We start from the raw sequence: 25,513 nt of genomic DNA, 5'->3' as shown, positions 1-25,513 counted from the left end.
CCATTTCGGCGAGGGTCACGGGTCCCGACCCTTCTTCGCCCAGCCGATCATCCGGATACGGCGGTTGATTTCGCCTGACCAGCGGGGGGCGATCTTATTCCAGTCATCGTGATCGGGTGCGCGGTTTTCCGGCAGCACGGAGAGTTGGTCGGCGACCTCGGACAAGGGCACACCGATCTGCTGAGCCAGCTTGATGAGGGCGATGCGCCGTGATCAACCCCTTGCGTTCATAGAAGTGGATGGCCGACACGGCGACGCCGCTGCGCCTGGCTATTTCACCGACGGTCATACCCCGCATTTTATCAGTCCTTCGCCTCTTTACCTCAACATTGGTTTAGGTTGTAGCATCCCGCAGAATCAAAATCCAAGACGGGAAGAAGAGAAGCATGGAGTCGAAGACAGAAACGACAACCGGCACAGATACGTTGGTTGCCAATGCCCTCGATCGAACCGCGGAAGCGCCCGCGAGCGGGCGTTGGATCGAGCTGCTCGCGCCGCGCTATCTCGCGACGACGACGATGCTGTGCATGGGGGTGGCGCTCTATGCTTTCAACGGATTTCTCGTGAGCACCGTCCTGCCGACGGCAGTCGGCGAGATCGGCGGCGCGGAATTGCTCTCGTGGTCGATGACCCTCTATCTCGTCGCGTCCATCGTGGCGGGCGCCAGCGCCGCCCTGCTCAAACAGCGATACGGCGCAAGGACAGTTCTCTTTACCGCCGCCCTGATCTTCCTGGTCGGAACACTGGCCGCCGCCTTCGCCACCGACATGAACACCGTGCTGTTCGGGCGGATCTGCCAAGGGATCGGCGAAGGGATCATCGCCGCCATCTGCTATGCGCTTATCCCGGAAATGTTTCCGCCCGCGCTGGTGCCGAAGGTGTTCGGGGCCGAGGCGAGCGTCTGGGCGGTCGCCGCTTTCGGCGGGCCAGTGCTTGCCGGCTCCTTGACGGAAGCCTTTTCCTGGCGGGTGGCCTTTCTCGTGAATGTGCCGCTCATCGCCCTCTTCCTGTTGCTCGCACTCGTCCTCGTGCCGGCGGGAGCGGAGATCGGCCGGCGGGTGCAATTCCCGACGCTGCGGCTGACCCTGCTTTCCCTTGGTCTCGTTTCCATGCTGGTGGCAGGTCTTGCCGGTCCCATATCCCTCACCGTGGCAATGGTGGCGGGATCTCTGCTCATGGTTCTCGGCGCCGTTCGCCTCGACCGGCGCGCGCAGGATTCGATCCTGCCGCAGGGGGCTTTCTCCACCCGATCGCCGCTCGGTCTGGGACTCTGGGTCATTCTGCTGATGCCGCTCTCGCAAGCGACGAGCAGTGTCTATCTCGTCTATTCGCTGCAATACCTGTTCGGCTACCGCCCGACGTTGGCCGGCGCCCTTGGCGCGCTGATGGCGATCAGCTGGAGTATTACGGCGAACGGCGTCGCCAACCTGAGGACAGAACGGTCGAGGCAGGTCGCGATATGGCTGGGGCCCATGCTGCTGGTGCTGGGCTTCGCGAGCCTTGCCGGCGCAATCGGGACAATGAACATCATCATGCTTGCGATCGCACAGATCATCATTGGCGCAGCCTTCGGGTTGAGCTGGGGTTATCTCAGCCAGATGCTGATGGAGGTGACGCCGGACCACGAACGTGACAAGACTTCGGCGATCCTGCCGACACTGCAATCGGCAGGCTTTGCGCTCGGCGCAGCGCTTGCCGGTCTCAACGCCAATGGTGCAGGGCTTGCCACGGCACAATCCGTCGATACGATGCGTAGCGTGCTGACCTTCACCTTCGCCATTGCGCTGGTTTGGGCCATCCCCGCCTTCCTGGCGGCTCGCCGCGCTGTTCGACTGATGGTCTAGCACTCTGGCCGCGCCGCAAGAAAGACATCGGGAAAACGGGGCTCGATCATTCAGCAAGGCTTAACGCGCGCCTGTTAGGCCTGACCAATGATACTGCGCCGCAAACCCAGGAGGGACGATGAAGGCGATCCTGAAAGGCTTCCTGCGCAGGGCCGTTATTTCCGGTGGTTTGGAGGCATCCCAACTCCTCAACCAGCTCGGCGCGATGCGCAAGGCACGTGGCCGCGGCGTGATCTTCACGCTGCACCACGTGCGTCCGTACCGGTCGCTGCCGGTCAATGTAAATGCTCACCTTGAGATCACACCGGAATTCCTGGACACGGCGATTCGGAGGCTGAAGGCAGAGGGCTACCAATTCGCGGCACTCGACGACGTTCCGCGCCTGCTCGCGGCCCCACCAGACCAGCCACCCTTTGCCGTCTTCACCCTCGACGATGGTAATCGCGACAATGCCGAACATGCCCTGCCCGTCTTCGAGCACCACAATGTGCCGTTCACGGTCTTCGTCACCAAGGGTTTTTCCGAACGCAGCCACACAATCTGGTGGGAAACCGCCGAGGCACTGCTGAACGCCACCGACCGTTTCACGATCGAATCTGACGCGGGTATGAAGAACCACACCATTAAGACCATTCACGCCAAACTGGCGGTCAGCGATCTGATCAACAACGGGATTTGCGGACCACGGGAGCCACTGGCAATCGCGCGGCTCGACGCCGCCGCGCGCCGTGTCGGCGTCGACCCTCAGGCGATTGTTGCTGCACTGGTGATGACGGCCGACGAGTTGAAGACACTGGCGCGTCATCCGCTCGCCAACCTCGGGGCCCACACGATCAGCCACCGGGGGCTGGACTTTCTCGACGATGCGGAAGCGCTGAACGAACTGGTTGGCGGCGCTGACTATGTGGAGTCTCTGACCGGCCGCAGGCCGACATGCCTCGCCTACCCTTACGGCGATGCGCGCAGCGCCTCGAAACGCATCGCCGCACTGGCGGCCAAAGCCGGCTTCACCCTCGCCGTGACGACCCACGCAGGAACCCTTGACGCCGGAGCCCTTGCCGAGCCGCTGCTTCTGCCGCGCGTATCGCTGAACGGCTATTACCAGAAGTCACGCTATGTCGCTGCGCTCGCCTCCGGCATTCCCTTTCGCCTGGCCGGCTGATCCGCTCAAGCCGTATGGCCGGCGACGGCAGATGCGCCGGCCATGCCTTTTCGATCAGGGGTACATCCGCACCTTATGCCACGGCGCGTCCGGCGTCTCGCGGCGGAATTCGATACGATCGTGCAGCCGGAACTTGCGATCGTGCCAGAATTCGATTGAAACAGGCCTGATGCGGAAGCCGGACCAATAGGGTGGTCGGGGAACATTTCCCAGCGCATAACGGGCCGTGTATTCGGCAACCGCCTTTTCCAGCGCGAAACGACCTTCCAGAGGGCGAGACTGTTTCGACGCCCAGGCGCCGATGCGGCTGCCAAGCGGGCGGGACTGGTAATAGGCATCCGCCTCCGCATCCGAGACGATCTCGACCTCGCCCCGCAGACGCACCTGGCGACGCAGCGATTTCCAGTGAAAGCACATGGCGGCCTTTTTCTGACCTAGAATTTCCTGCCCCTTCTGGCTCTCGAAATTTGTGTAGAAAACGAAACCACGGCTATCGAAGTCCTTGAGCAGAACCATCCGCACGTTTGGCAAGCCGTTCTCATCGACCGTCGCGACCGCGACCGCGTTGGGATCGTTGATCTCCGAAGCCGTGGCGTCCTTCAACCAGGCGCCGAAAAGCGCGAAGGGTTCGTTTTCCTCGGTGAAGTCACTGCTTGTTAACTCAGTTTCTGACATATTGATTCGAATGCTCCCGAACTTTATCACCATTGCCCAGAGGCGAAGCACTGGACAGGACGTCTATTGAGAGACATAGCAAAGTCCAACGAGCGCAAAAAGGGCGAGCCATTGGGTAAAAGCAGATTACTCATCGTTCTCGCCGTGACACTGCCGGTCAGCGGCTGTTTCGGTGGAGGAATGGACCTGTTCGGTTCCGATGTCGATCGCTCGATCTCCACCAATACCGTCTCGCCGAAGAAGACCGAGGAGGGACGCTCTGACGAGCTGACGGTGCAGAACGCCGTCTCTTCCGCGGATTTGTCGCGTACCGGGAGCGCCCTCCCCTGGGCCAATGCGAGCACCGGTAGCGCCGGCGTGGTTACAGCGATCGAAGAGCAGAAGGCAAACGGCGTCGTCTGCCGCAATTTCTCCACGACCCGTCATTCCTATGAAGGCATCGCCTATTTCTCCGGCAAGACCTGCACCACGGGCGCCGGCCAGTGGCAGCTGATGAGCTTCGACCGCCGCCCGTAAGAGCCGCAACCTGAAACAAGGACCAAGGCGCTCCGATCCGGGACAGCCTGGCACCTCGTCGCCCGCCTCCCGCGTAACCACTGATTAGCAACTTCTTGCCATAATCTCCGAACTGTAAGGCCGGACTGCCGGAATAAAGGCGGAGCGGACTCTGTTTATCGCAGCGCATTGGCCGTGGGGGCTTGGATGCGCGGTCAATTGTACTGGGTGGGCTAAATGCGCGATTTCTATTCAGTGCTCGGCGTAAAGCGTGATGCGGGCGCCGATGAAATCAAGTCGGCCTGGCGGATGAAGGCGAAGAGCGTGCATCCCGATCAGAACCGCCAGGACCCCGATGCCAACCGCCGCTTCACCGAAGTCGGCCGCGCCTACGAAGTATTGAAGGACCCGGAAAAGCGTAACCGTTACGATCAGCAGCGCGACAAGGTCGAAGCAATCGAGCGCGAGCAAACAATCATGCAGCAGCGCCAGGCCGCGCGCGAAGCCGCTGAGAAGGCCAAGATCGCCAAGGCCAACGCCGAGCGCGTGCTCGCCGAACTCGCGCGCGCCGAAGCCGAAAAGGCCAAAGCCGACAAGCAGGCCCAAGCTCAAGCACAGTCGAAAGCGCAGGCAACCCAGGCCAAGTCGGAAAAGCCGCAGCAAGGCGCGCCCCAGGCGCAAGCCCAGCCACAAGGCCAAGGTCAGGGGCAGGCCGGCCCGCAGGCCCAGAGCAAAGCCAATGCCGCCGGGGAGAGCCCCGAGGATCTCGTGTCGCGCATCTTCGGCGATACGCCGGAAGCGGCCGCTGTCGCTGAGACACTGAAGCGCGATGCGGAGGCAGAGGCCGAGCGGAACGAGAGCGAGCACCCGTCCGGCATCGTCAAGCCCGCCTCAATCCTCGCGCCGATCGAACTGCTGACATCCCTGGTCCGCCGCATCCGCGGCATCCAGCCGCCGCCGGAAAAGGCGCCCGACCTCGTCGTCGAGGCGACCGTCACCATAGATGACCTGCTGGCGCAGAAGTCCGTGCCGATCACGCTTTCCGACGGCCGTGACCTGCGTGTGCCGCTCGACGGCGGCGTAACCCACGGTCAAGTGGTGCGGCTCAAGGGTCAGGGCCTGAGGCTACAAGGCATGGGCCGCGGCGACGTGGCCGTGACCGTGCGGGTAGCAAAGGACGAGAAATTCTCGGTCGATGGCCACGACCTGAAGACCGTTTTGCCCATCACGCTTGAGAACGCGGTTCTCGGCTGCGAGACCAAGGTCGATACGCCAAACGGCACGGTGGACATCACCATTCCGGCGTGGTCGAGTTCCGACCAGGTGATCCGTCTCGACGATCTCGGCCTACCCACCGGCGATGGCGGGCGCGGCGCGCTGGCCGTTGAGCTGCGGGTCATGCTGTGGGAAAAGCCGGACGACAAAGTCACCGACTTGATGCGCGTCATGCGCGAAGGCCTGTTTTTATGAAGTATTTTTGACAGCCACACCCTTTGTTACGCTGCCTAACAGTTGATGATCCGGTGCAATCTTGAACCGTGATGCGGGCTATGCCATAGGCAGGGTCAATTAAAAGTCTCAGGGAAGCAGAACATGGTTCAAGGTTCCGGCCTTATGGCAGGCAAGCGCGGCATCATCATGGGCGTCGCAAACAATCGCTCGATCGCATGGGGTATTGCCAAAGCCTGTCATGAACAGGGAGCCGAAATCGCCTTCACCTGGCAGGGCGAGAACCTGCGCAAGCGGGTCGAACCGCTCGCCCAGGAGTTGGATGCCTTCATGGCCGGTGATTGCGACGTCACCGACCTCGACAGCATTGATGCCGTCTTCAAGAATCTCGAGGACAAGTGGGGCAAGATCGACTTCGTCGTGCATGCCATCGCGTTTTCCGACAAGGACGAGCTGACCGGCCGCTACATCGAGACAACGCGCGACAACTTCGCCAGGACGATGGACATTTCCGTCTATTCGTTCACGGCGGTAGCCGCCCGCGCAGAGAAGATCATGAATGACGGCGGCTCGATCATCACCCTCACCTATTACGGCGCGGAAAAGGTCATGCCGCACTATAACGTCATGGGCGTCGCCAAGGCCGCGCTCGAGGCTTCGGTGCGCTACCTCGCCGTCGACATGGGCGGTCGCGGCATTCGCGTCAACGCCATTTCGGCCGGCCCGATCAAGACACTCGCAGCCTCCGGCATCGGTGACTTCCGTTACATTCTGAAGTGGAACGAGTACAACTCGCCGCTGAAGCGCAATGTGACGACGGACGAAGTGGGCAGATCGGGCATGTATCTGCTGTCCGACCTGTCGACCGGCGTGACCGGCGAAGTCCACCATGTGGACTCCGGCTATCACACCGTCGGCATGAAGGCGGTCGATGCGCCGGACATCTCCGTCGCCAAGGAATAGTCCAAGCTTCGAGGTCACTTGCCGTGCTCATCTATTTGATCCGTCACGGCCAGACCGACTGGAACGCCGAGGGGCGCCTTCAGGGGCAAAAGGACATCGGCCTCAACGCGCTTGGCCGTCGCCAGGCGAGCGAGAACGGCATTCGCCTGGCTGAGGAACTGGGTGAGAGCGCTGTCGATTTCGATTTCGTCGCCTCGCCGCTCGGGCGAACCCGCGAAACCATGGAGCGGGTTCGCGCGGCCATGGGCCTCGACCCCGATGCCTATCGTACAGATCCCCGCCTGATCGAGCTTTCCTTCGGCGACTGGGAGGGGTCGACCATACCGGAATTGCAGCGCATCATGCCCGAACGGGTGGAGGCGCGGGCGCGGCAGAAATGGGACTTCATCCCGCCGGGCAAGGATGCCGAGAGCTACGAGATCCTGTCGTGGCGGGTCGGCGCCTGGCTGACCTCCGTGGAACGACCAACCGTCTGCGTCAGCCATGGCGGCATCGTTCGTAGTGTTTTCCGTATCGTCGGCGGCTGGAGCGGTGACAAGGCCTGCGACATGGATGTTCCGCAGGACCGGATTCTCAAGATCGACCGCGATAACGGCCTGATCGGCTGGCTCTGATGTGCCTGCCTGGAATAGGCTCTCACGCCGGCGTCGCCAGACTTATTGCACGATCTCCAGATCGTCCACGACGCGCTTGCCGTCAACCTCGGTGTAGAACACAATAACCTTCACACCACTTGCGAGGCCGTCGAAATTGAACTCCTCGGGCACGGAATAAGTCTTCCCGTCGTCCAGTACGAGGCTGAGATTGTCGACGTTTACGGCCTGGATCGTGGCCTCCACGTCATCGCTTCCCGCCAGCACGCTGAGCGGCGAGAGAAAGCTCGCTGTCGCCAGAAGCACTGCAATCATCATACGCATGCGGGTTACCTTTGCCAGTATCGACGGGGTTCGGAAAGTTTTCAAATTAGGCCTCCGGAATGTGGCAAAAATCGCCCGCAACAATGACATTTTCGGTGCGATTGATGACCGCAAATGCGGCGAGGTTCAAGCACGTGTAGCGCGCATCGAAGACTATAAACGACTTTTGCGGATACGGCCGATCTGGCAGACGTTGCTGACGTCTCCGGTTTATCGCGAGAACTTATTGGCAAGACAATACTATTAGCGGATTCAATTCTATATTAACCGCGCCCGCTTAGGATGACCTCACAGAACTGGGGGACTTCCTGACTTGAGACTTTTCGATCGGATTCGGCGGGGCAATCACGAGAAGATGCCCGGCGCGGGCATCTTCTTGGTCGGCGGCGTGTTGGTCAGCCTGACGATCATCGCAGCCGGCGTCTTGCTCGACCAACGCAGCAGCCTCGTAGATCGCCAACGGCTTGAGCGCCACGTGGCGGACGACATACGTCTGATCCGTGCAGCCCTGACGGCACGGATCGAAACCGACATCGATTCGGCCAATCGTTTTGCCGATATCCTGGCCAGCGATCCGGGCACGCCTTCGCGTGAGTTCGCGGTCATGGTGGAACATCTGAAGCGGCGCTCTCCTCACATCCAAAGTGTTTCATTCCGTGCCGCCGACGCCTCCACCCCCAAAACGACGGAGCCGAGACTGAGCCTTGTCGGCGGCGACCAGTTTGTCCTTGAGGCTCCGGCAGTGCGTGATAGCGACGGTGCCTCGGATGTTTCGGGCTCGGTGCTATTGACCATGAACGTCGCCGAATTCTTCTCGGCAAGCGCTATTGGCCAATCCTTGCATTCCTCGAACCATGGCAGTGACGTCGCGCCGCATGACGAACTCGGCAAGCTCGCGTTGGCTGTCCGCACCGTCCCGGCATCGGGTGAACCGGTCTATCTTTTCGGCTCCGCCGCCGTGACCGGTGGCGAGCCCTTGATCGAGCGCTTCGACTATCCGGGCGGAGCATGGGACATCCTGGCTCTGCCTGTGGATGGCTGGAACGGGATATCCAACCACCAGTTCATCACGCGACTCATCATCCTTGCCGCCTGTAGCAGCATGATCGCGGCGATTGTTTTCAGTCTCTATCTGCTGCGTGAACGCAATCGCCATATCTCGCAACTCAAGGCCCGCGAGAAAAAACTGCTCGATCTTTCGCGGAGGTTCCACCTCGCCATGGAAACGGCCAATATCGGCATCTGGGAAATCCACGAAGCCGACGGTCTTCTGTCATGGGATGCCCGCGCCGCCGTCCTGCATGGTCTTGCACCGAACGAAGGCCGCGATAGAATCGCGCACTGGTACTCGGTCATCCATCCGGACGACGCCTCCCGCGTCGAGGCGGCCTTCGCTGAGAGGCTCGGCAGCGGTTCGACCGCAAGCTGGGACATAAGCTACCGCGTTACACTGGCCAACGACGGCACGGTCCGTCATCTTCGCTCGGTCGGCGCCTACTCGAGCGGAGACACGGATACACCGCGCCTGACCGGCATTGTCTGGGACGTCACCAACGACACGCTCTTCACCCAGGCACTGCACGAGGCAAAGGCGACCAGCGACATCAAGAACGCCGAGCTGGAACTGGCCCTCGACGAGCTTTCCAGCCGCGAGCACGAGCTGTCGGAACTCTCCCACAAACTCGACCTGGCGCTCGCCTCCTACAACTGCGGCATATGGGAGGGCGATCCGCTGACGACCACCGCGAACTGGGACGACCGGATGCACCAGCTCTACAACCTGCCAAACAACAACCGGCCGGTCACGCGTCAGGAATGGATGAACGCCCTCCATCCCGATGATCGGCAAGAGACCTTGCTGGCAGCCAACCGGGCGACGAGCTTCGGCACGACGCTCAATACCATCCAGCGCATCCAGCTGCCCAATAGTGAGCTGCGCTATGTCCGCACCGTCGGCCACGTTCACCTCAGCAGGGACGGCAAGAAGAAGATCATCGGCATCGCCTTCGACGTGACAGCGGATGCCCTTCTCGCCGAACAGCTACGGACCGCCAAGGCGGAAGCCGACAGCCGCAACCTCGAGCTCGAACTCGCCAAGAATCGCATCGAATTCAACGCGCTGCACGATCCGTTGACCGCGCTCGCCAACCGCCGCAAGCTTGACATCGAACTCGATGAACTCAGCCAGTCCGGCCAGCGCCAGCGTCTCAGGTTCACCATCCTCCATCTCGACCTCGACCGCTTCAAGGAGATCAACGACACGCTCGGCCACGCAGCCGGCGATGCCATGCTCGTTCATGCATCCAGAGTTCTGACCCGCAATGTACCGCATGGCGATCTGGTGGCGCGCATCGGCGGCGACGAATTCGTCATCCTTGCCCGCCGAACGACCACGACGCAGGAAATCTCGGAACTGTCCGAACGGATCATCGAGGAGATGAGCAAGCCGATCGATTTCGAAGGCTTTTCCTGTCGCTGCGGCATATCGATCGGCATCGCCCACTCCGCCGGTCTTTCCGTCGATGCGCGCCGGGTTCTGGTCAACGCCGACCTGGCGCTCTATCAGGCGAAGGAGAAAGGGCGGAACTGCTTCGAGTTCTTCACCCCGGACCTGCAGGCCAACGTCGTTTCCAGGAGGCGCATGGCCGACGAGATCCTGACAGGTCTCGAACGTGATGAGTTCACCGTCTGGTACCAGCCGCAATTCGAGGCGGCGACCATGCGGCTTATCGGCGCGGAAGCCCTGGTGCGATGGAACCATCCCGATCAGGGCGTGCTGGCCTCGGGCCATTTCCTCAAGGTCGCGGAGGAGCTCAATGTGATGGGCCAGATCGATCAACTGGTGCTGGAAAAGGCGCTGCGCGACCAGATGCTCTGGACGGCGCTCGGCGTCAAAGTGCCGCGCATCTCGGTCAATGTCTCGTCCAAGCGCCTGCATGACTCCGCTCTGGTGGATCAGTTGCACGGGCTTGCCATAGACCCGGGTACGATCTGTTTCGAATTGGTGGAATCGATCTTCCTCGACGAAAGCGACGACATCGTCACCGACAATATCGAGCGGATCAAAGCGCTCGGCATCGACATCGAGATCGATGATTTCGGCACCGGCCACACCTCGATCGTCAGCCTCCTCAGGCTCAAGCCCAAGCGGCTCAAGATCGACCGCCAGCTGGTCATGCCGATCGTGAACTCGCCGCAGGAGCGCGCCCTCGTGCGCTCCATCATCGAGATCGCCCGCTCGCTTGGCGTCGAAACAGTCGCCGAAGGGGTCGAGAGCCTCGACCATGCCGGCCTTCTGCGCCAGTTGGGCTGCGACTTCCTCCAGGGTTACGCTTTCGCCAAGCCTCTGCCCTTCAGCGAGTTCACACGCTTCTCCAAGGGCTATCCGCAGCGCAAAGCATCGTGAAACAAGGACGCAGCGTTCGCCAAGTAGGGCTTGTCCCGCTTGGCCCTTTTCCACTATGAGTGAGCCCAACAAAGGCCGCGGCGGCACTGACAGCAATGTGCCGCCCGAACGTTCCGGTGCATAGACATGTCGCACAATACCTTCGGTTACCTGTTCCGCGTCACCACCTGGGGCGAAAGCCACGGGCCGGCGCTCGGAGCCGTGATCGACGGCTGCCCACCCGGTCTCCGCTTCACCCTCGACGACCTGCAGTCCTTCATGGACAAGCGCAAACCCGGCCAGTCGCGTTTCGTCACGCAGCGGCGCGAAGATGACATCGTCAAGGTGCTGTCCGGCGTCATGCCGCAGGACGACGGATCGATGATCACCACCGGCACGCCGGTGTCGCTGATGATCGAAAATACCGACCAGCGCTCCAAGGACTACGGCGATATCGCCAAGCGCTACCGGCCAGGCCACGCCGACTTCACCTATGACGTCAAATACGGCATTCGCGACTATCGCGGCGGCGGACGCTCCTCGGCCCGCGAGACGGCTGCGCGTGTGGCGGCCGGCGCGCTTGCCCGCCTCGTCATCCCCGGCGTCACCATTCGCGGCGCGCTGGTACAGATCGGCAAACACAAGATCAACCGCGCCAACTGGAACTGGGCCCAGGTCGAGCAGAACCCGTTCTTCGCGCCCGACGCGGAAATCGTGCCTGTCTGGGAAGACTATCTCGACGGCATACGCAAGGCCGGCTCATCGGTCGGCGCCGTGATCGAAGTGGTGGCCGAAGGCGTGCCGGCCGGCATCGGCGCTCCGGTCTACGGCAAGCTCGACCAGGACATTGCCAGCCTGCTGATGTCGATCAACGCGGTCAAAGGCGTGGAGATCGGCAACGGCTTCGGATCGGCCGAGATCACCGGCGAGGAAAACGCCGACGAGATGCGGATCGGCCCGGACGGCAGGCCTGTCTTTCTGTCCAACAATGCCGGCGGCATCCTCGGCGGGATTTCGACCGGCGAGCCTATCGTCGCGCGCTTTGCCATCAAGCCGACCTCGTCGATCCTCACCGAACGGCGTTCGATCGACGCCGACGGGCAGGAGGTGGACGTGCGCACCAAGGGGCGTCACGACCCCTGTGTCGGAATTCGGGCGGTTCCTGTCGGCGAAGCGATGCTCGCCTGCGCGATCGCCGATCATTATCTGAGAGATCGCGGCCAGACAGGCCGATTGAAGTGACGAGGAATAATCATGAGCTATGACCAGAGCCGCGTCGTCGACGCCATCCGCGCCTTCGAGGCCGGCGAGATCGTTGTCGTCACCGATGACGACGGCCGCGAAAACGAAGGCGACCTGATCGTCGCCGCCGTGCATTGCACCGCCGAGAAAATGGCTTTCATCGTGCGCTATACCTCGGGCATCGTCTGCGCGCCCATGCCGAAGGAAGAGGCCAAGCGCCTCAACCTCAACGCCATGGTCGCCGAAAACGACAGCGCGCACACGACCGCCTTTACGGTGACCGTCGACTTCAAGCACGGCACGACGACCGGCATTTCGGCCGACGACCGCACGCTCACCGTGCGCAATCTCGCCAATCCGAATGTCGGCCCGGCCGACTTCGTCCGTCCCGGCCATATCTTCCCGCTGGTTGCCCGCGAAGGCGGCGTATTGATGCGCTCCGGTCATACGGAAGCGGCCGTTGACCTGTGCAAGCTCGCCGGCCTTCCGCCGGTCGGCGTCATCGGCGAACTGGTCAACGACAACGGCACCGTCAAGCATGGGCCGGAAGTCTTCGCCTTCGCCGAGGAACACGGCCTCAAGCGCGTTTCCGTCGCCGACCTGATCGCCTATCGCCAGCGCAAGGAAACGCTGATCCAGCTCGCCTCGAGCTTTACCATCGAGACGCCCTACGGCCCGGCCAAGGCCCATGCCTATTCCTTGCCATGGGACCCGATGCAGCATCTCGCGGTCGTCTTCGGCGACATTCGCGACGGCGTCGACATTCCGGTTCGACTTCATCTCGAGCACGTCGGCAAGGACGTGTTCGGCAAGGACCGCCAGATCGACGGCGTCATGAAGAAGATCGCCGAAAAGGGTCGCGGCGTCATTGTCTATCTGCGCGAGGGCTCGGTCGGCGTCGGCGTATCGACCACCGCCAGAGGCGGCCTGCATGAGCGCGAAGCGCATGAGGAGGCCCAGGCGCGCGAAAGCGAATGGCTGGAGATCGGCCTCGGCGCGCAGATCCTCAAGGACCTCGGCGTCACCTCGATCCGCCTCTTCGCCTCTCGCGAGCGCCACTATGTCGGCCTCGAAGGATTTGGCATCCGCATCAGCGGCACCGAAATCGTCTGAGGGGCCTGTGCCACACGATTGAGATCGCCCCCGGTTCGCCGGGGGCAAGACCGATCTTCCCGCTCGATCGCTTGGGCGCCGCTCGCACCTAGCTGGCGAAGCGCTTCGCCCCCGCGACGCAGGCCACAACGGCGGCGGTGACCGCGACCATGGACCCGCTCACCGCCTCGCCGAGCAGGCCGGCCGCCAGCACCAGGCCGAAGAAGGGCTGCAGCAGCTGCAGCTGGCCGACCGCAGCGATGCCGCCCTGGGCAAGCCCGCGATACCAGAAGACGAAGCCAATCAGCATGCTGAACACCGAGACATAGGCAAGGCCCAGCCAGGCCGACTGGCCGGTTCCGGCAAAGGACGGCGGCATGGTGGCGAGCGCCAGCACGACCATGACCGGCAGGGAGAGCACGAGCGCCCAAGAGATCACCTGCCAGCCGCCGAGCGTGCGGGAAAGCTTGGCACCCTCGGCATAACCCAGCCCGCAGACGATGATGGCGCCGAGCATCAGCAGGTCGCCGACCGGCGCGGCCGTCACGCCCTGAAGCAGGGCGAAGCCGGCGACCAGCAGGCTGCCGAGGCCGGAAAACAGCCAGAAGGCCGGCCTTGGCCGCTCTCCGCCGCGCAAGACCGCGAAGCTGGCGGTGGCGAGCGGCAGGAGCCCGACGAAGACGATCGAATGCGCCGAGGTGACGTGTTTGAGCGCCAGCGCGGTCAAAAGCGGAAAGCCGACGACGACGCCGAGCGCGACGACGACCAGGGACACCAACTCGCCGGGCTTCGGCCATTTCTCCCGGAAGGCCAGCAGCAGGACCAGCGCCAGCGCGCCGGCGATCGCCGCGCGGGCGACGGTCAGAAAGACCGGGTCGAAATCGGCCACCGCCACCCGCGTGGCAGGAAGCGAGCCGCTGAAGATCAGCACCCCGAGAAACCCGTTGACCCAGCCGCTTGTCGTCTTGTCCATCCAATCCATCCTCATTGATTGGCCCCAAGGATAGGCGATCGCGGATGGATTTCTCAGAGACAGTGCATTACAGTTTTGCCGAACTGTAATGGTCACGAGAGCAGTACGGATGCTGGACAGGATCGGGCGCGACGACGAGGGCGACGGCGAAGACGGCACGCGCGTCGGCCGCGTCATGGGCGCCATCCGCCGGCGGATCGGCGGGCGCACGCTGGCGCCGGGGGCGAAGCTGCCGTCGATCCGCGGCTTTGCCAAGGTCATGGCGGTCTCCACCTCGACCGTGGTCGAGGCCTATGACCGGCTGGCGGCCGAGGGCTTGATCCAGTCGCGGCCGGGCTCCGGCTTCTATGTCGCCGGCCACCTGCCGCCGCTGTCGCTGGCCGAGATCGGCCCGAAGCTCGATCGCGTCGTCGACCCCTTCTGGGTGTCGCGGCAGTCGCTGGAGGCCGGCGCGGACACGCTGACGCCCGGCTGCGGCTGGCTGCCGGCGGCGTGGATGCCGCAAGACGAGTTGCGCCGGTCGCTGCGCCAGCTGACCCGGGCCGACGACACGGTGCTGGCCGACTACGGCACGCCGCTCGGGCTTCCGCCGCTGCGCCAGCTTCTGTCGCGGCGCATGGCCGAGCGTGGCATTCCGGCCTCACCGGACCAGATCATGCTGACGGAATCGGGCACGCAGGCAATCGACCTTCTCTGCCGCTTCCTGATCGAGCCGGGCGACACGGTGCTGGTCGACGATCCCTGCTATTTCAACTTCCTGGCGCTCTTGCGCGCCCACCGCGTCAAGGTCGTCGGCGTGCCCTATACCGCGACCGGCCCGGACATCGCGCTGTTTGCCGAAGCGCTCACCGAACACCAGCCGCGCCTCTACATCACCAATTCGGCGCTGCACAATCCGACAGGTGCTACGCTTTCGCCGGCGACCGCCCACCGGCTGCTCAAACTCGCCGAGCAATCCGGCCTCACCATCATCGAGGACGACATCTTTGCCGATTTCGAGCCGGAGCCTGCGCCGCGCCTTTCGGCCTTCGACGGGCTGGACCGGGTGATCCATATCGGCAGCTTTTCCAAGACCCTGTCGGCGGCGGCGCGCTGCGGCTTCATCGCTGCCCGCCCCGACTGGATCGAAGGGCTGATCGACCTGAAGATCGCCACGAGCTTCGGCGGCAACCCGGTCTCCGCCGAACTGGTGCTGAACATCCTGAAGGACGGGACCTATCGCAAGCACATCGCGACCTTGCGCGACCGCCTGTCCCGCGCCACGGGCGAGACCAACAGGAAGCTCCAGGGGCTCGGCCTCAAACCCTTCCTCGAACCGCGCGGCGGCATGTTCCTCTGGTGCGAGCTGCCGGACGGCCTCGACGCCGCCGACGTCGCGCGCCGGGCGCTCGCCGACAAGATCGTTCTTGCCCCCGGCAATGTCTTCAGCGTCTCGCAGACGGCGACGCGGTTTCTCAGGTTCAATGTGGCGCAGTCGAGCGATCCGCGGGTGTTTGCGGCGGTGGAGCGGGCGATGCGGGGGTGAGGATGGGGCGCTGTAAGCGACCGAAGCAACGGTGCTTTCTGTCGGTGCACCCGCACGAAGGCCCGGCGCCGGTTGCATATTGGTTTTTTTGGTTTTGCGCCTTGGCCATGAAAACGGCGCTGGATATAATCCTACGCCGTTCTCAAAATGAGTTTATGTCTCCGATCAACGTACGTGGCGGGCATGCATAGCCACATGCTCGCGCACCTCATCCTCAATTTTACTAACCAATTGAGGTATTTCAGTTTCTTCGTAAATCTTAGGCCGGAAAGCAGCTTCACTTAATATCTTAAGAGCATTTTGATAGGCCCCCTGAAGTGCAGGATTTTGCGGCGCACCAACAACAAAATGCAACTCAATATCACTCTTTAGGCCATCATGAACTGCCTCAAGGTGTCCGCGCCAACGGCGAGCCTTGTCCTTGATGCCTTCAGCGTCCGCCAGATCAAAAGATAGAGGTTCGTAAGCGTGCCATACGCCGTTGCGCCACGCACGTTTGAACACGATTTCGTCGGATGTACCTGCTATGATTTTTTCGGCGAAATCGATCGGGACGTTTTTCTCTTCCAGCAACTGACGCACTGGACGCCAAACTTCGTCATCGCTGCGACGATGCGGTGACTTTGCATCGTAGCGGCTGACATATCTTCGGTAAACGCGGTCGAATGTCTTCTCGGCATCTTCCGTTAGTCCACCGGACACGGGGGACCATTGTAGCGAACTATCGTCGGCAACCAGAACCTTCCGGGCAATTGAAGCGGCGTCTCCAAACTCTGCTAGCAAGTCGCCGTGTTCCAAGCCTTTGCTGATTTTTCGCACTGAGCGCTCGGCAGCCTTCACCGCGCTCAAAAATGCCTGGCGGTCCAAATCGGGGAAAACATGCTTGATGCGTCCGATAGATGTGCGTACGGCAACTTTAACGAGATTGCTTTTCGGCGCGTACAGCAACACACCAACGTTGACGAACTCTCCCGTCACCACATCATGTACATAGCGTAGAACCGTGTATGTGTACCTCTGTTTTGATATCATTGCAGCACCCGTTCAATTTCCGTAATGCACGCATCAATGCTATCACGCGCATCCTTAATCAGTTGTAGCGCGCTGGCAACCGAATTCGATGCGCCCGCCCACTCTGCCGGAACAGCGTTCCCATACGCTGAGATTTGGGCATCTGACAAGCCTGCCCATGCCGCACGGATTGGGCTGTAGTCGATTTGCTTTCCTTTCAATCCCGACCGGAAGATATGCGAGCCGGGCGTCTCAAAATTTTGCAGTCCGCCAACCTTCCACGGGGCCTTCCAAAACAGGATCAATCCATGAGCGAATGCCAATTCGTGATCGATTATTCTGATCTCGTCACCGCGAACCAAGCAATTCGGGTTACCGTCACGCCGGTCAGGGTTTTGAATAATCCCGTCGAAAGCGAACACGGCGGCAGCGCTTGGCAACATTGCTTCGGAAATAAGGTTTCCGTTTGTCCAAGCTGAATATTGGCCGGTGATGTGTTTCGATCCAAATGCGACAAAGTTGCTCGCCGCCATCCGTTCCCGATGCACAGCGTCGGGAACGGATGCGATAAACTCCGGGTCCAATTCAACCAGAAACGGCTCAAGAATGGGGAGGCCTAAATCGGCGGCAAGACAAGCTCCGATCACCTCGGCGGCAAGACTTGTTTCCTTTTGTTCGCAACCGGCAGAACATTTCGTCACAACTTCGACATCGTCACCGTTTGCCCTTTGGCAATTGACGAGGGCTGGACCGGTCTTCCCGTTGATCATAGGGCGCATAAATTCTGTGGCAAAAACCCGCGATATCAATAGCGCCCCCGAAAAGTCACACATATCAAAATAGTTGCGTATCTTAATTGAATGCACCTTGTCCATGTCCTGCCTCGCCGTCCGACAAAAATTCCAGTGACGGTTGGAATGATAAGCCGATTGTTGCGGGCGTGGATGCTCTTTACCAGTTCAGCCCAAAGGTTTGATCTTCCGGGAAAACTGTTGGTCGTTGATTTGAGGGGACGTGCAACCGGTTCGCAGAGGCCCGGCGCCGGCAAAGCAAGGATGTGCGAAACCTGTTTGTAGCCCACAAACTGTAGCGCCGTGCAACAGTTGCATAGAGGGACCGGCAGACTGCGGCGATCCCTCCCCTCACCCCAGCCACCCATCCCTCAACTCCACCCGCTCCACACCCGCAAACCTCGCCAGCCGCACCAGCTCCGCCTCCAGCCTCTCCAGCCGCCCGGCCGAGGGTTTGACGCCCTTTTCCAGCCAGAGGCGTTTCACGTCGAGCACGCCGGCCTTGCGGTCCGCCTTCATGTCGATGCGGCCGATCAGGCGGTCGGATTCGAGCAGCGGGAAGACGTAGTAGCCGTATTCGCGCTTCGGCTCGGGCACGAAGATTTCGATGCGATAGAAGAAGCCGAACAGGCGTTCGGTGCGGTTGCGGTCGCGGATCAGCGGGTCGAAGGGGCTTAAAGTGCGGATGCGGGCCGGCGGCTCGGGCGGGTTCAGCAGCGCGGGCAGGCTTTCGGCGAAGGCGAAAGAGGCGCGCGGTTTGCCGTCGACCGTCTCGATCGAGACCTCCTCCAGTTCGTCGCGGTGGCGCTCCACCCAGGCCTTCGCCTCCTGCGGGGTGACCAGATCGAAGAAGGCGGCGATTTCGCCATGGGTGGCAAAGCCGAGCCTTGTCAGCGCCTGTCGGCAGGCCCAGTCGATGAAGGCGTCGGGATCGACTTCAGCGGCGAAATGTTCGGGCGGGATAACGCGCTCGGACAGGTCGTAGACCTTCTGGAAATTGTCGCGCCCTGCGATCGCCAGCTTGCCGGTGTGCCAGAGGAATTCGAGCGCGGTCTTCGATGGATGCCAGTTCCACCAGCCGCCCGACTTGTGGTCCTCTGCCTTGACCTCTCGGGCCATGATCGGGCCGCGCTCGCGGATCTTTTCATAGGTCTCGTCGAAGGCCTGGTCGAAACCCTCGCCCTGCCATTTGCGCCAGTTCTGAAGGATGCCGGCCTCGCGGCGCTGGAAGCGATGCTTCCAATAGGGGAAGAAGGCCGAGGGGATGATCGAGGCGTCGTGGGTCCAGTGCTCGAAGAGGCTGCGGTCCTTTTCCAGAAGGGCCTCCAGATGCTCCGGCCGGTAGGTCTGGTTGCGGGAAAAGAGGATCTGGTGGTGGGCACGCTCGACAGTGGCGATGCTGTCGATCTGGACGAAGCCGAGATCATGGATCAGCTCGTAGAGCCCGGTCTTGCCGAGCGCCCGGTGCGGCGGCCGGGACAGCCCCTGCCGCTCGAGAAAGATTTTTCGCGCTTGAATGTTCGACAGAGGAATCGCCATGGAGAGGAAGCTAACGAATGTTCATGATATGTTCAATGGCCAAACCTGACCTCCAGCCAAGGCTGTGAAAGGAGTATCGCCGGAATCGATGCCCCTGCCCGCTCGCGATGTATATTCCCCTCGCCGCATCGCCGGTCTATAGAGGCGCCAAGACATCCGTGGGGGTCACAGGCTTGCAGATCACATTCGACCGGGCAGAGGTGCGCTATGGCGAAAAAACGGCGCTTGAGGCGCTAACGCTTGCGCTTTGCGAACGGCGGATCGGGGTGATCGGTCTCAACGGGTCCGGCAAGACCACCTTCGCGCGGCTGATCAACGGGCTCGCCAAACCGTCAAGCGGCTCGGTTTCGCTCGACGGGCTGGACACGGTGAAGGACGACAAGGCCGTGCTGTCGAAGGCCGGCTTCATCTTCCAGAACCCGGCCAATCAGATCATCCTGCCGATCATCCGCGACGACATCGCCTTTGGCCCGAAAAGCCGGGGCGTCAAAGGGGCGGCCCTGAACCAAGCGGTCGATGCGGCGCTTGCCCGGTTCGGCATAACCCATCTGGCCGCGCGGCGACCGCACGAGCTGTCTGGCGGCGAGTTACAGCTGGCGGCGCTTTGCGCCGTCGTCGTCACCGCGCCCGAGCTTGTGATCTTCGACGAGCCGACCAACCAGCTCGACATCAGGAACCGCGCCATGGTGAAGGCGGCGATCGAGGGACTGGAGCAGCAGGCGATCGTCATCAGCCACGATCTCGACCTGGTGGCCGATTTCGAACGCGTGCTGGTCTTCCATCAGGGGCGGATCGCCTTCGACGGTGAAGCGGCGGAGGCAATTGCCCACTACCGGGAGATCGCGCTGTCATGAGAAGCCTGTTCGTCTCCGGCAACAGCCTGATGCACCGCCTGCCGCCGGCGGTGAAGATCGGCGGGCTTGCCCTTGTCGCGGTGCTGATCTTTCTCACCCGCGACCCGCGCATCCTGACGCTGGTTCTGCTCGTCGCGACCGGTCTCTATTTCAGCCTCGGTCAGCCGCCGCGCGCCGCGCTTTCGCCCCTCAGACCCGTCTTTCTCACCATCCTGATTGTCGGTCTGTTTCATCTGCTGCTGACCAGCGCGGAGGAAGCCATGGTGACGGTGCTCAGGCTTTCGACGCTGATGCTGCTGGGGGCGGCGGTGACGGCGACGACCACGGTCTCGGCCTTCATCGAGACCGTCACGAAAGCCGCCTTTCCGCTTGAGCGCGCCGGTCTCGTCAAGGCCTCGGACATCGGCCTTGCGGTCGGTCTGGTGGTGCGCTTCGTGCCGGAGATCCTCACGCGCTACGAGGCGATCCGCGAGGCCCATCGCGCGCGCGGCGTCCGCCCGAAGGTCACCACCATCCTCGGACCGCTGATCATCGCCACTCTCAAGGATGCGGATAATATCGCCGCCGCCATTGACGCCCGGGGCATTCGCGGGCAGTGACGTTTTCCGCTGGGGAATTTTCAGGTTTCACGCATGTCGTATTTTCGCAGTTTTGCGCGCCATGCCCAAGGGAGACACCATGCAGACCCGTGACCTCGTGCTCATTTCGCTGTTTGCCGCCATCATCGTCGCGCTCGGTTTCATTCCGCCGATCACGCTCGGTTTCGTTCCGGTGCCGATCACCGCGCAGTCGCTCGGCGTGATGCTGGCCGGCGTCGTTCTCGGTGCAAAACGCGGCGCGCTGGCCGCCGTTCTCGTCATTCTGCTCGTCGCCATCGGCCTGCCGGTGCTGTCGGGCGGTCGTGGCGGCCTGGCCGTCTTCGCCGGCCCGACCGTCGGCTTCCTGATCGGCTGGGTGCCGGCCGTCTTCGCCACCGGCATGATCGCCGAGCGCTTCGCCCGGCCGGGTCTTTCCGCCCTCACACAGACGCTCGGCTTCTTCGCCGCCGCAGCACTTGGTGGCGTCGTCGTGCTCTACGTCTTCGGCATCGGCTATCTCGCCTTCGGCGCCGGCCTTGGCCTCGAAAAGGCCTTCCTCGGCTCTATGGCCTTCATTCCGGGCGATCTCCTGAAGGCGGCGGTCGCCGGTCTTGCCGGACGTGCCGTGATGGTCGGCTATCCGCTGCTGCCGCAGCGGACATAAGCGCGCACGCGTTTTCAAGTGGCGGACCGAACACGGTCCGCCATTCTTTCATGACGGCTCACCGGCTCAGTTGCCGCTGTCGCCTGTCGCGCTGTCGGAAACGAAGGACCAGTGGGTCGCCACGATCCGCCAGCCACCTTCGCCCCGGCGATAAACCTCAGTGCAATACCAGTGCATCCGCGCACCCTCGCTACCGCTATGAGAGATGAAGCGGAAGGTGAGCACCGCCGCGTCGCCGATCTCGATCACGCGCGGCTCTATCATCTCGTGATGCGGCGCGTAGATCTTGCCTCTGATGGCCTCATAATAGTCCGTGAGGGCGGCGAGCCCCTCCATGCGGGTCGGCAGGAACGGATCGAAATAGACCACATCCGGCGCGCATAGCTCGAGAAAGCCTGAGGGATCACCGTTGCACCATCGAGCGAGTGCGGCTTTTTCCAGATCAATCACGGGATGAACATCGGTCGAAACGTCGGACATGGCTTGCTCCTTTGCGAGGTGGAAGCGACAATGAACATCATCAGCGGCAAATGGAAAACAATCCAGCTTCTCCACATTCTCGACGGCGTGAAGCGTTTCAGTGAATTGGAGCGCCTATTGCTGGCCTGACCCAGAGGATGCTGACGAATCAGTTGCGGGAACTCCGGCTCTGTCGCAAACCCACGTCAAGCCGCGCCTGGCGGAGGATGGCTGGACGCAGTCGTCCCCTAGCCTGTCGGCTAAGCGCTCCGCCAATCTCTGGCGGCGAAAAGGCCCCGGCCGGGGTGATCGGCGAAAGGGCGGGGCGTGGCCGGCGGTGCCGTTCGGTCGGCATGATTGACAGCGATAGCTCCTGCCGGATGCGTACCGGACCCCGGTGACCGGTGCGCAGGCGACCGCCGACAGGCGGGCAGCGGGTGTCCAAAACCGATACGTTTCGCTGTGTTGCGCCATGCAAACACCGGCACCTAAGATCGGGGGGCTTGGAGGAGCGTCCGGCCAGCATGCTTCCGATCCGTCGGAAATCGGCCTTTTTTTGCCCATGGCAAAGGACGTCAAGCATGCTCTTCAACCTTGGGAGGAAGTACCATGAAATGGAATGCCCCTAAATTCGTCGAGGTCAGCTGCGGCATGGAAATCAACCGTTACGCTCCGGCGGACGGCGACGAGCCGGTCCTGTTCTGATTGAACGGCAACGGGGCACGAGGCGATGACTCAGGTCCGTTTCCTCGTGCTCGGTGCCGCGGCCGGCGGTGGACTTCCCCAATGGAACTGCGGCTGCCCGAACTGTCGCGCGGCGCGTGATCCGGCGTCGGGCCTCAAACCCCAGACGCAATCGTCGCTGGCGGTCAGCCCGGACGGCGAACGTTGGGTCGTGTTCAACGCCTCGCCCGACATCCGTGCCCAGATCGAGCACAATGCCTGTCTTCATCCGCGCGCGCTCCGCGACAGCCCGATCGCGAGCGTGGTTATCACCAATGGCGACATCGACCATATCACCGGGCTTTTGACGCTGCGCGAAAAACAGGCGTTCACGCTCCATGCCACGCCGGCATTGATGGAGACGCTGGGGCAGAACCCGGTCTTCCAGGTGCTCGACCCGGCTTTCGTGCAGGCGCGGGCGGTTGGTCTCGACATACCGTTTTCACCGCTCCCCGGCCTCGAGATTCGCCTGTTCGCCGTACCGGGCAAAGTGCCGCTTTATCTCGAAGGGGATGATCTCAGGCTCGGCCAGGAGACCGACGACACCGTCGGGGTGGAATTCCGGATCGCCGATCGCCGCGCCTATTACGTTCCCGGCTGCGGCTCGATGCCCGCGACGCTTTCGCAGCGGCTGGAGGGCGCCGACCTCGTCTTCTTCGACGGCACCGTGTTCGAGGACGACGAGATGGTGCAGGCCGGCGTCGGACAAAAAACCGGACGGCGGATGGGGCACATGCCGATCAACGGCGACGGCGGCAGCCTTGCGGCACTCTCGCCCCTTTCGATTGGCCGCAAAATCTTCATCCACATCAACAACACCAACCCGATCTGGCGTCCCGGCGCGCAACGCGCGGCGGTCGAAGCACGCGGTTTTGAAATCGGCCATGACGGAATGGAGGTCATCCTTGCAGCCCAACCCTGACAGACAAGCCGAAGATAGAGTGGCCTTCGAAAAACGCCTGCGGGCGATCGGCGCGGCGCGCTATCATGACAAGCACCCCTTTCACCAGATGTTGCATGGCGGCGGCTGCTCGATGACCCAGGTGCGCGCCTGGGTGATCAACCGCTACTACTACCAGAGCCGCATCCCGATGAAGGACGCGGCCTTCCTGTCGCGCTGCGAGGATCCGCAATTACGCCGCATCTGGCGCAGCCGCATCGAGGACCATGACGGCGGAATATCGGAAGGTGGTGGTATCCGCCGCTGGCTGAAGCTTGCCGAAGCCGTCGGGCTCGACCCGGACTTTGTCGCCTCGACGCACGGGGTGCTGGCCGGCACGCGCTTTGCCGTCGACGCCTATGTGCATTTCGTCCGCGAGAAGCCGCTCCTCGAGGCCGTCGCCTCATCGCTCACCGAGCTCTTCGCGCCCGCGATCCACGAGAACCGGATTGCCGGGCTGCTCAAGCACTATGCCTTCGCCGACGACAGCGCGCTCTCCTATTTCCGCCAGCGGCTGAACGAGGCGCCGCAGGACGTCCGGTTCGGCCTCGCCTTCGTACTCGACCATGCCGACACACTGGAGAAGCAGGATGCGGCGGCCGCGGCGCTGACCTTCAAGACGGATGTGCTGTGGTCGCAGCTCGACACGCTGCATTCGGCCTATGTGGCGCCGGCGCGCATTCCGCCAGGCGGCTGGGACGGGCGCGAGGGCGTGACCGGCGCGCTCGACGAGAACCCCTTGCGCGGGGCAGCGGAATGAGCGGCGAAGGGACGGCCCCAGTGAGCGGAGAAAGCGCGGCCGCCGGCCCCCCGGGCATTGTCGTCACCGGCGCAACGGTGGCCCGGCTGGCGCGCGGCGTGCGTCTGCGCGAAGACCCGGTGCGCGGCCAGACGGTGCTGCTCGCGCCCGAGCGGGCGCTGGCGCTTGACGAGATCGCGGTCGCCATCGTCAAGGCGCTGGACGGCACCCGCGACCTTGACACGATCGCTGCGGATTTCGCCCGCCAGTTCGATGCGCCGCAGGATCAGGTGCTGACCGACGTCATCGCCTTTATCCGCGAGTTTTCCGACCGGCGCCTGCTGGAGATCCTCCGATGAACGAACAGCCCTCGCCCGCCCGTTTCGCCACCCAGCGCCCGCCACCGCCGATCGCCATGCTGGCGGAACTCACCCATCGCTGTCCGCTCGCCTGTCCTTATTGCTCCAATCCGCTGGAGCTTTCCCGCGCCTCGGAAGAGCTTTCGACTGAGCAGTGGATCGACGTTTTCCGCCAGGCGGCAGACCTCGGCGTGCTGCACCTGCATCTCTCCGGCGGCGAACCCGCCTCGCGCCGCGATCTGGTGGCACTCACCAGGGCCGCCTCCGGCTTCGGGCTCTATACCAATCTCATCACGTCGGGCGTCGGGCTGACCGAGGTGCGGGTCGCGGAACTGTCGGAGGCTGGCCTCGACCACCTGCAGCTGTCGATCCAGGGGGTCACGCCGGAAAAGGCGGATCTGGTCGGCGGCTATCCGGGCGGCTATGCCCGCAAGATCGCGGTCGCCGGCTGGACCCATGCGGCGGGCATTCCGCTCACCGTCAATGCGGTCTGCCACAAGCAGAATATGGACGAACTGGAGGCCATGGTGGCGCTCGCCATCGAGCTTGGCGCGCGGCGGATCGAGATCGCCACCGTGCAGTTCCACGGCTGGGCCGAGCACAACCGGGCAGCACTCATGCCGACCCGCACGCAGGTGGAAGCGACCACCGCCTTCGTCGCCGAGGCGCGGACGCGGCTCGCCGGCACGCTGGTGATCGACTATGTGCCGGCCGACCACCATTCGCGCTACCCGAAGGCCTGCATGGGCGGCTGGGGCCGCACGGGGCTCAACGTCAATCCGGCGGGGCGCGTCCTGCCCTGCCATGCGGCAGAGACCATACCGGGGCTCACCTTCGACAATGTCCGCTTGACGAAGCTCTCCGAGATCTGGCTCGAGGGGGCCGCCTTCAACGCCTTTCGCGGCGACGACTGGATGCAGGAACCCTGCCGCAGTTGCGAGCGCAAGCACATAGACTTCGGCGGCTGCCGCTGCCAAGCGATGGCGCTGGCGGGCAATGCCGCCGCCACCGACCCGGTCTGCGTGCGCTCCGACCTCCACGCCGCTCTTGTCGCGGCAGCCGAAGAAGACGGCGAGGCCCAGCCCGGTCCGTTCGTCTATCGGGGACGGTAAGACCAGGAATCACTTCTCCTCC

Annotated in this window: 27 protein-coding genes and 1 pseudogene; 19 read left to right on the top strand and 9 right to left on the bottom strand. The window is 62.7% G+C overall.

The features are described 5' to 3' along the window. Positions 1–15: 15 nt before the first annotated feature. Both RNA01_RS24010 and RNA01_RS24415 read right to left on the bottom strand, forming a co-directional pair. Positions 16–204, bottom strand: coding sequence for a MerR family DNA-binding protein (locus RNA01_RS24010; RefSeq protein WP_284728046.1), 189 nt, complete (start codon positions 202–204; stop codon positions 16–18). Continuing rightward, a pseudogene (locus RNA01_RS24415) lies at positions 203–289 on the bottom strand (MerR family DNA-binding transcriptional regulator); the annotation flags it as partial. The gene RNA01_RS24010 and the pseudogene RNA01_RS24415, both read right to left, overlap by 2 nt. Before the next feature lie 97 nt (positions 290–386). Here RNA01_RS24415 and RNA01_RS05445 point away from each other — a divergent pair. Together RNA01_RS05445 and RNA01_RS05440 are read left to right on the top strand one after the other, a co-directional pair. Then, the gene (locus RNA01_RS05445; protein WP_147178955.1) at positions 387–1,844 is read left to right on the top strand and encodes an MFS transporter; all 1,458 of its coding nucleotides are present in this window, start codon (positions 387–389) and stop codon (positions 1,842–1,844) included. 118 nt (positions 1,845–1,962) lie between these two features. Continuing rightward, positions 1,963–3,006 carry a polysaccharide deacetylase family protein gene (locus tag RNA01_RS05440; RefSeq protein WP_147178954.1) on the top strand — a complete coding sequence of 348 codons (1,044 nt, stop codon included), beginning with the start codon at positions 1,963–1,965 and terminating at the stop codon, positions 3,004–3,006. A 54-nt stretch (positions 3,007–3,060) separates the two neighbouring features. On the opposite strand, the gene pdxH is transcribed toward RNA01_RS05440, so the two are convergent. Beyond that, positions 3,061–3,681 (bottom strand): pyridoxamine 5'-phosphate oxidase, encoded by a 621-nt coding sequence (pdxH, locus tag RNA01_RS05435; protein WP_147178953.1) that lies wholly within the window; start codon positions 3,679–3,681, stop codon positions 3,061–3,063. A gap of 66 nt (positions 3,682–3,747) precedes the next feature. On the opposite strand from pdxH, the gene RNA01_RS05430 reads away from it, so the two are divergent. The 4 genes from RNA01_RS05430 (at position 3,748) to RNA01_RS05415 (ending at position 7,202) form a co-directional block, all read left to right on the top strand. After that, positions 3,748–4,197, top strand: a complete 450-nt coding sequence (locus tag RNA01_RS05430; protein ID WP_170253368.1) for an RT0821/Lpp0805 family surface protein — start codon at positions 3,748–3,750, stop codon at positions 4,195–4,197. Between the two features lie 216 nt (positions 4,198–4,413). Beyond that, on the top strand, positions 4,414–5,646 hold the full coding sequence (locus RNA01_RS05425) for a DnaJ C-terminal domain-containing protein (RefSeq protein WP_147178952.1): 1,233 nt from the start codon (positions 4,414–4,416) through the stop codon (positions 5,644–5,646). A gap of 123 nt (positions 5,647–5,769) precedes the next feature. Continuing rightward, a complete protein-coding gene (gene fabI, locus RNA01_RS05420; protein ID WP_147178951.1) occupies positions 5,770–6,588 on the top strand; it encodes an enoyl-ACP reductase FabI in 819 nt (272 codons plus the stop codon). A gap of 23 nt (positions 6,589–6,611) precedes the next feature. Next, a complete protein-coding gene (locus RNA01_RS05415; protein WP_147178950.1) occupies positions 6,612–7,202 on the top strand; it encodes a histidine phosphatase family protein in 591 nt (196 codons plus the stop codon). A 42-nt stretch (positions 7,203–7,244) separates the two neighbouring features. Here the strand turns inward: RNA01_RS05415 and RNA01_RS05410 are convergent, their stop codons facing one another. Then, on the bottom strand, positions 7,245–7,505 hold the full coding sequence (locus tag RNA01_RS05410) for a DUF1344 domain-containing protein (protein WP_147178949.1): 261 nt from the start codon (positions 7,503–7,505) through the stop codon (positions 7,245–7,247). Positions 7,506–7,818: 313 nt separating this feature from the next. On the opposite strand from RNA01_RS05410, the gene RNA01_RS05405 reads away from it, so the two are divergent. The 3 genes from RNA01_RS05405 (at position 7,819) to ribB (ending at position 13,245) form a co-directional block, all read left to right on the top strand. Beyond that, a complete protein-coding gene (locus RNA01_RS05405) occupies positions 7,819–10,911 on the top strand; it encodes a putative bifunctional diguanylate cyclase/phosphodiesterase (protein WP_235916438.1) in 3,093 nt (1,030 codons plus the stop codon). Between the two features lie 126 nt (positions 10,912–11,037). Then, on the top strand, positions 11,038–12,132 hold the full coding sequence (gene aroC / locus RNA01_RS05400) for a chorismate synthase (RefSeq protein WP_147178948.1): 1,095 nt from the start codon (positions 11,038–11,040) through the stop codon (positions 12,130–12,132). A gap of 12 nt (positions 12,133–12,144) precedes the next feature. Beyond that, on the top strand, positions 12,145–13,245 hold the full coding sequence (gene ribB / locus RNA01_RS05395; protein ID WP_147178947.1) for a 3,4-dihydroxy-2-butanone-4-phosphate synthase: 1,101 nt from the start codon (positions 12,145–12,147) through the stop codon (positions 13,243–13,245). A gap of 88 nt (positions 13,246–13,333) precedes the next feature. Here ribB and RNA01_RS05390 read toward each other — a convergent pair whose 3' ends face one another. Continuing rightward, positions 13,334–14,197 carry a DMT family transporter gene (locus tag RNA01_RS05390; protein WP_147178946.1) on the bottom strand — a complete coding sequence of 288 codons (864 nt, stop codon included), beginning with the start codon at positions 14,195–14,197 and terminating at the stop codon, positions 13,334–13,336. Positions 14,198–14,285: 88 nt separating this feature from the next. On the opposite strand from RNA01_RS05390, the gene RNA01_RS05385 reads away from it, so the two are divergent. Then, entirely contained in the window at positions 14,286–15,722 is a 1,437-nt protein-coding gene (locus RNA01_RS05385; protein ID WP_371864047.1) for an aminotransferase-like domain-containing protein, read from the top strand. A gap of 165 nt (positions 15,723–15,887) precedes the next feature. Here the strand turns inward: RNA01_RS05385 and RNA01_RS05380 are convergent, their stop codons facing one another. The 3 genes from RNA01_RS05380 to RNA01_RS05370 all read right to left on the bottom strand — a co-directional run bounded on the left by RNA01_RS05380 (position 15,888) and on the right by RNA01_RS05370 (position 19,063). Continuing rightward, complete coding sequence (locus tag RNA01_RS05380) at positions 15,888–16,754, bottom strand: DUF3037 domain-containing protein (RefSeq protein ID WP_147178945.1); 867 nt, start codon at positions 16,752–16,754, stop codon at positions 15,888–15,890. Beyond that, the gene (locus RNA01_RS05375) at positions 16,751–17,608 is read right to left on the bottom strand and encodes a HipA family kinase (RefSeq protein ID WP_147178944.1); all 858 of its coding nucleotides are present in this window, start codon (positions 17,606–17,608) and stop codon (positions 16,751–16,753) included. The genes RNA01_RS05380 and RNA01_RS05375 overlap by 4 nt, the downstream gene beginning before the upstream one ends. Before the next feature lie 267 nt (positions 17,609–17,875). Continuing rightward, complete coding sequence (locus tag RNA01_RS05370) at positions 17,876–19,063, bottom strand: winged helix-turn-helix domain-containing protein (RefSeq protein WP_147178943.1); 1,188 nt, start codon at positions 19,061–19,063, stop codon at positions 17,876–17,878. Positions 19,064–19,236: 173 nt separating this feature from the next. On the opposite strand from RNA01_RS05370, the gene RNA01_RS05365 reads away from it, so the two are divergent. The 3 genes from RNA01_RS05365 (at position 19,237) to RNA01_RS05355 (ending at position 21,159) form a co-directional block, all read left to right on the top strand. Then, complete coding sequence (locus RNA01_RS05365) at positions 19,237–19,917, top strand: energy-coupling factor ABC transporter ATP-binding protein (protein WP_235916436.1); 681 nt, start codon at positions 19,237–19,239, stop codon at positions 19,915–19,917. Continuing rightward, positions 19,914–20,516, top strand: coding sequence for an energy-coupling factor transporter transmembrane component T family protein (locus RNA01_RS05360; protein ID WP_147178941.1), 603 nt, complete (start codon positions 19,914–19,916; stop codon positions 20,514–20,516). The genes RNA01_RS05365 and RNA01_RS05360 overlap by 4 nt, the downstream gene beginning before the upstream one ends. A gap of 79 nt (positions 20,517–20,595) precedes the next feature. Continuing rightward, positions 20,596–21,159 (top strand): biotin transporter BioY, encoded by a 564-nt coding sequence (locus tag RNA01_RS05355; protein WP_147178940.1) that lies wholly within the window; start codon positions 20,596–20,598, stop codon positions 21,157–21,159. A gap of 66 nt (positions 21,160–21,225) precedes the next feature. Here the strand turns inward: RNA01_RS05355 and RNA01_RS05350 are convergent, their stop codons facing one another. Further along, positions 21,226–21,639, bottom strand: a complete 414-nt coding sequence (locus RNA01_RS05350) for a YybH family protein (RefSeq protein ID WP_147178939.1) — start codon at positions 21,637–21,639, stop codon at positions 21,226–21,228. A 30-nt stretch (positions 21,640–21,669) separates the two neighbouring features. Between RNA01_RS05350 and RNA01_RS24000 the strand changes: the two genes are divergently transcribed. The 6 genes from RNA01_RS24000 (at position 21,670) to pqqE (ending at position 25,491) form a co-directional block, all read left to right on the top strand. Beyond that, positions 21,670–21,768: a winged helix-turn-helix transcriptional regulator gene (locus RNA01_RS24000; protein ID WP_235916434.1), complete on the top strand. Its 99-nt coding sequence runs from the start codon at positions 21,670–21,672 to the stop codon at positions 21,766–21,768. 459 nt (positions 21,769–22,227) lie between these two features. Then, complete coding sequence (pqqA, locus tag RNA01_RS05340; protein WP_028736886.1) at positions 22,228–22,323, top strand: pyrroloquinoline quinone precursor peptide PqqA; 96 nt, start codon at positions 22,228–22,230, stop codon at positions 22,321–22,323. Positions 22,324–22,348: 25 nt separating this feature from the next. Next, complete coding sequence (pqqB, locus tag RNA01_RS05335; protein ID WP_147178938.1) at positions 22,349–23,263, top strand: pyrroloquinoline quinone biosynthesis protein PqqB; 915 nt, start codon at positions 22,349–22,351, stop codon at positions 23,261–23,263. After that, complete coding sequence (pqqC, locus tag RNA01_RS05330) at positions 23,226–24,041, top strand: pyrroloquinoline-quinone synthase PqqC (protein WP_147178937.1); 816 nt, start codon at positions 23,226–23,228, stop codon at positions 24,039–24,041. Before pqqB ends, pqqC begins: the two co-directional genes overlap by 38 nt. Before the next feature lie 20 nt (positions 24,042–24,061). After that, on the top strand, positions 24,062–24,379 hold the full coding sequence (pqqD, locus tag RNA01_RS05325) for a pyrroloquinoline quinone biosynthesis peptide chaperone PqqD (RefSeq protein ID WP_235916432.1): 318 nt from the start codon (positions 24,062–24,064) through the stop codon (positions 24,377–24,379). Next, a complete protein-coding gene (pqqE, locus tag RNA01_RS05320) occupies positions 24,376–25,491 on the top strand; it encodes a pyrroloquinoline quinone biosynthesis protein PqqE (RefSeq protein WP_147178935.1) in 1,116 nt (371 codons plus the stop codon). Before pqqD ends, pqqE begins: the two co-directional genes overlap by 4 nt. Positions 25,492–25,513 lie beyond the last annotated feature (22 nt).

This window comes from Paenirhizobium naphthalenivorans (assembly GCF_007992095.1).
GTDB classification, from domain to species: domain Bacteria; phylum Pseudomonadota; class Alphaproteobacteria; order Rhizobiales; family Rhizobiaceae; genus Allorhizobium; species Allorhizobium naphthalenivorans.
This window is presented reverse-complemented; position numbering and strand designations above follow the sequence as displayed.

Excerpts from the sequence above, each read along its gene's own strand:
- RNA01_RS05445 (WP_147178955.1), top strand. The coding sequence starts at position 387 with ATGGAGTCGAAGACAGAAACGACAACCGGCACAGATACGTTGGTTGCC.
- RNA01_RS05440 (WP_147178954.1), top strand. The coding sequence starts at position 1,963 with ATGAAGGCGATCCTGAAAGGCTTCCTGCGCAGGGCCGTTATTTCCGGT.
- pdxH (WP_147178953.1), bottom strand. The coding sequence starts at position 3,681 with ATGTCAGAAACTGAGTTAACAAGCAGTGACTTCACCGAGGAAAACGAA.
- RNA01_RS05425 (WP_147178952.1), top strand. The coding sequence starts at position 4,414 with ATGCGCGATTTCTATTCAGTGCTCGGCGTAAAGCGTGATGCGGGCGCC.
- fabI (WP_147178951.1), top strand. The coding sequence starts at position 5,770 with ATGGTTCAAGGTTCCGGCCTTATGGCAGGCAAGCGCGGCATCATCATG.
- RNA01_RS05410 (WP_147178949.1), bottom strand. The coding sequence starts at position 7,505 with ATGCGTATGATGATTGCAGTGCTTCTGGCGACAGCGAGCTTTCTCTCG.
- aroC (WP_147178948.1), top strand. The coding sequence starts at position 11,038 with ATGTCGCACAATACCTTCGGTTACCTGTTCCGCGTCACCACCTGGGGC.
- ribB (WP_147178947.1), top strand. The coding sequence starts at position 12,145 with ATGAGCTATGACCAGAGCCGCGTCGTCGACGCCATCCGCGCCTTCGAG.
- RNA01_RS05390 (WP_147178946.1), bottom strand. The coding sequence starts at position 14,197 with ATGGACAAGACGACAAGCGGCTGGGTCAACGGGTTTCTCGGGGTGCTG.
- RNA01_RS05385 (WP_371864047.1), top strand. The coding sequence starts at position 14,286 with ATGGTCACGAGAGCAGTACGGATGCTGGACAGGATCGGGCGCGACGAC.
- RNA01_RS05380 (WP_147178945.1), bottom strand. The coding sequence starts at position 16,754 with ATGATATCAAAACAGAGGTACACATACACGGTTCTACGCTATGTACAT.
- RNA01_RS05375 (WP_147178944.1), bottom strand. The coding sequence starts at position 17,608 with ATGGACAAGGTGCATTCAATTAAGATACGCAACTATTTTGATATGTGT.
- RNA01_RS05370 (WP_147178943.1), bottom strand. The coding sequence starts at position 19,063 with ATGGCGATTCCTCTGTCGAACATTCAAGCGCGAAAAATCTTTCTCGAG.
- RNA01_RS05360 (WP_147178941.1), top strand. The coding sequence starts at position 19,914 with ATGAGAAGCCTGTTCGTCTCCGGCAACAGCCTGATGCACCGCCTGCCG.
- RNA01_RS05355 (WP_147178940.1), top strand. The coding sequence starts at position 20,596 with ATGCAGACCCGTGACCTCGTGCTCATTTCGCTGTTTGCCGCCATCATC.
- RNA01_RS05350 (WP_147178939.1), bottom strand. The coding sequence starts at position 21,639 with ATGTCCGACGTTTCGACCGATGTTCATCCCGTGATTGATCTGGAAAAA.
- RNA01_RS24000 (WP_235916434.1), top strand. The coding sequence starts at position 21,670 with ATGAACATCATCAGCGGCAAATGGAAAACAATCCAGCTTCTCCACATT.
- pqqA (WP_028736886.1), top strand. The coding sequence starts at position 22,228 with ATGAAATGGAATGCCCCTAAATTCGTCGAGGTCAGCTGCGGCATGGAA.
- pqqB (WP_147178938.1), top strand. The coding sequence starts at position 22,349 with ATGACTCAGGTCCGTTTCCTCGTGCTCGGTGCCGCGGCCGGCGGTGGA.
- pqqC (WP_147178937.1), top strand. The coding sequence starts at position 23,226 with ATGACGGAATGGAGGTCATCCTTGCAGCCCAACCCTGACAGACAAGCC.
- pqqE (WP_147178935.1), top strand. The coding sequence starts at position 24,376 with ATGAACGAACAGCCCTCGCCCGCCCGTTTCGCCACCCAGCGCCCGCCA.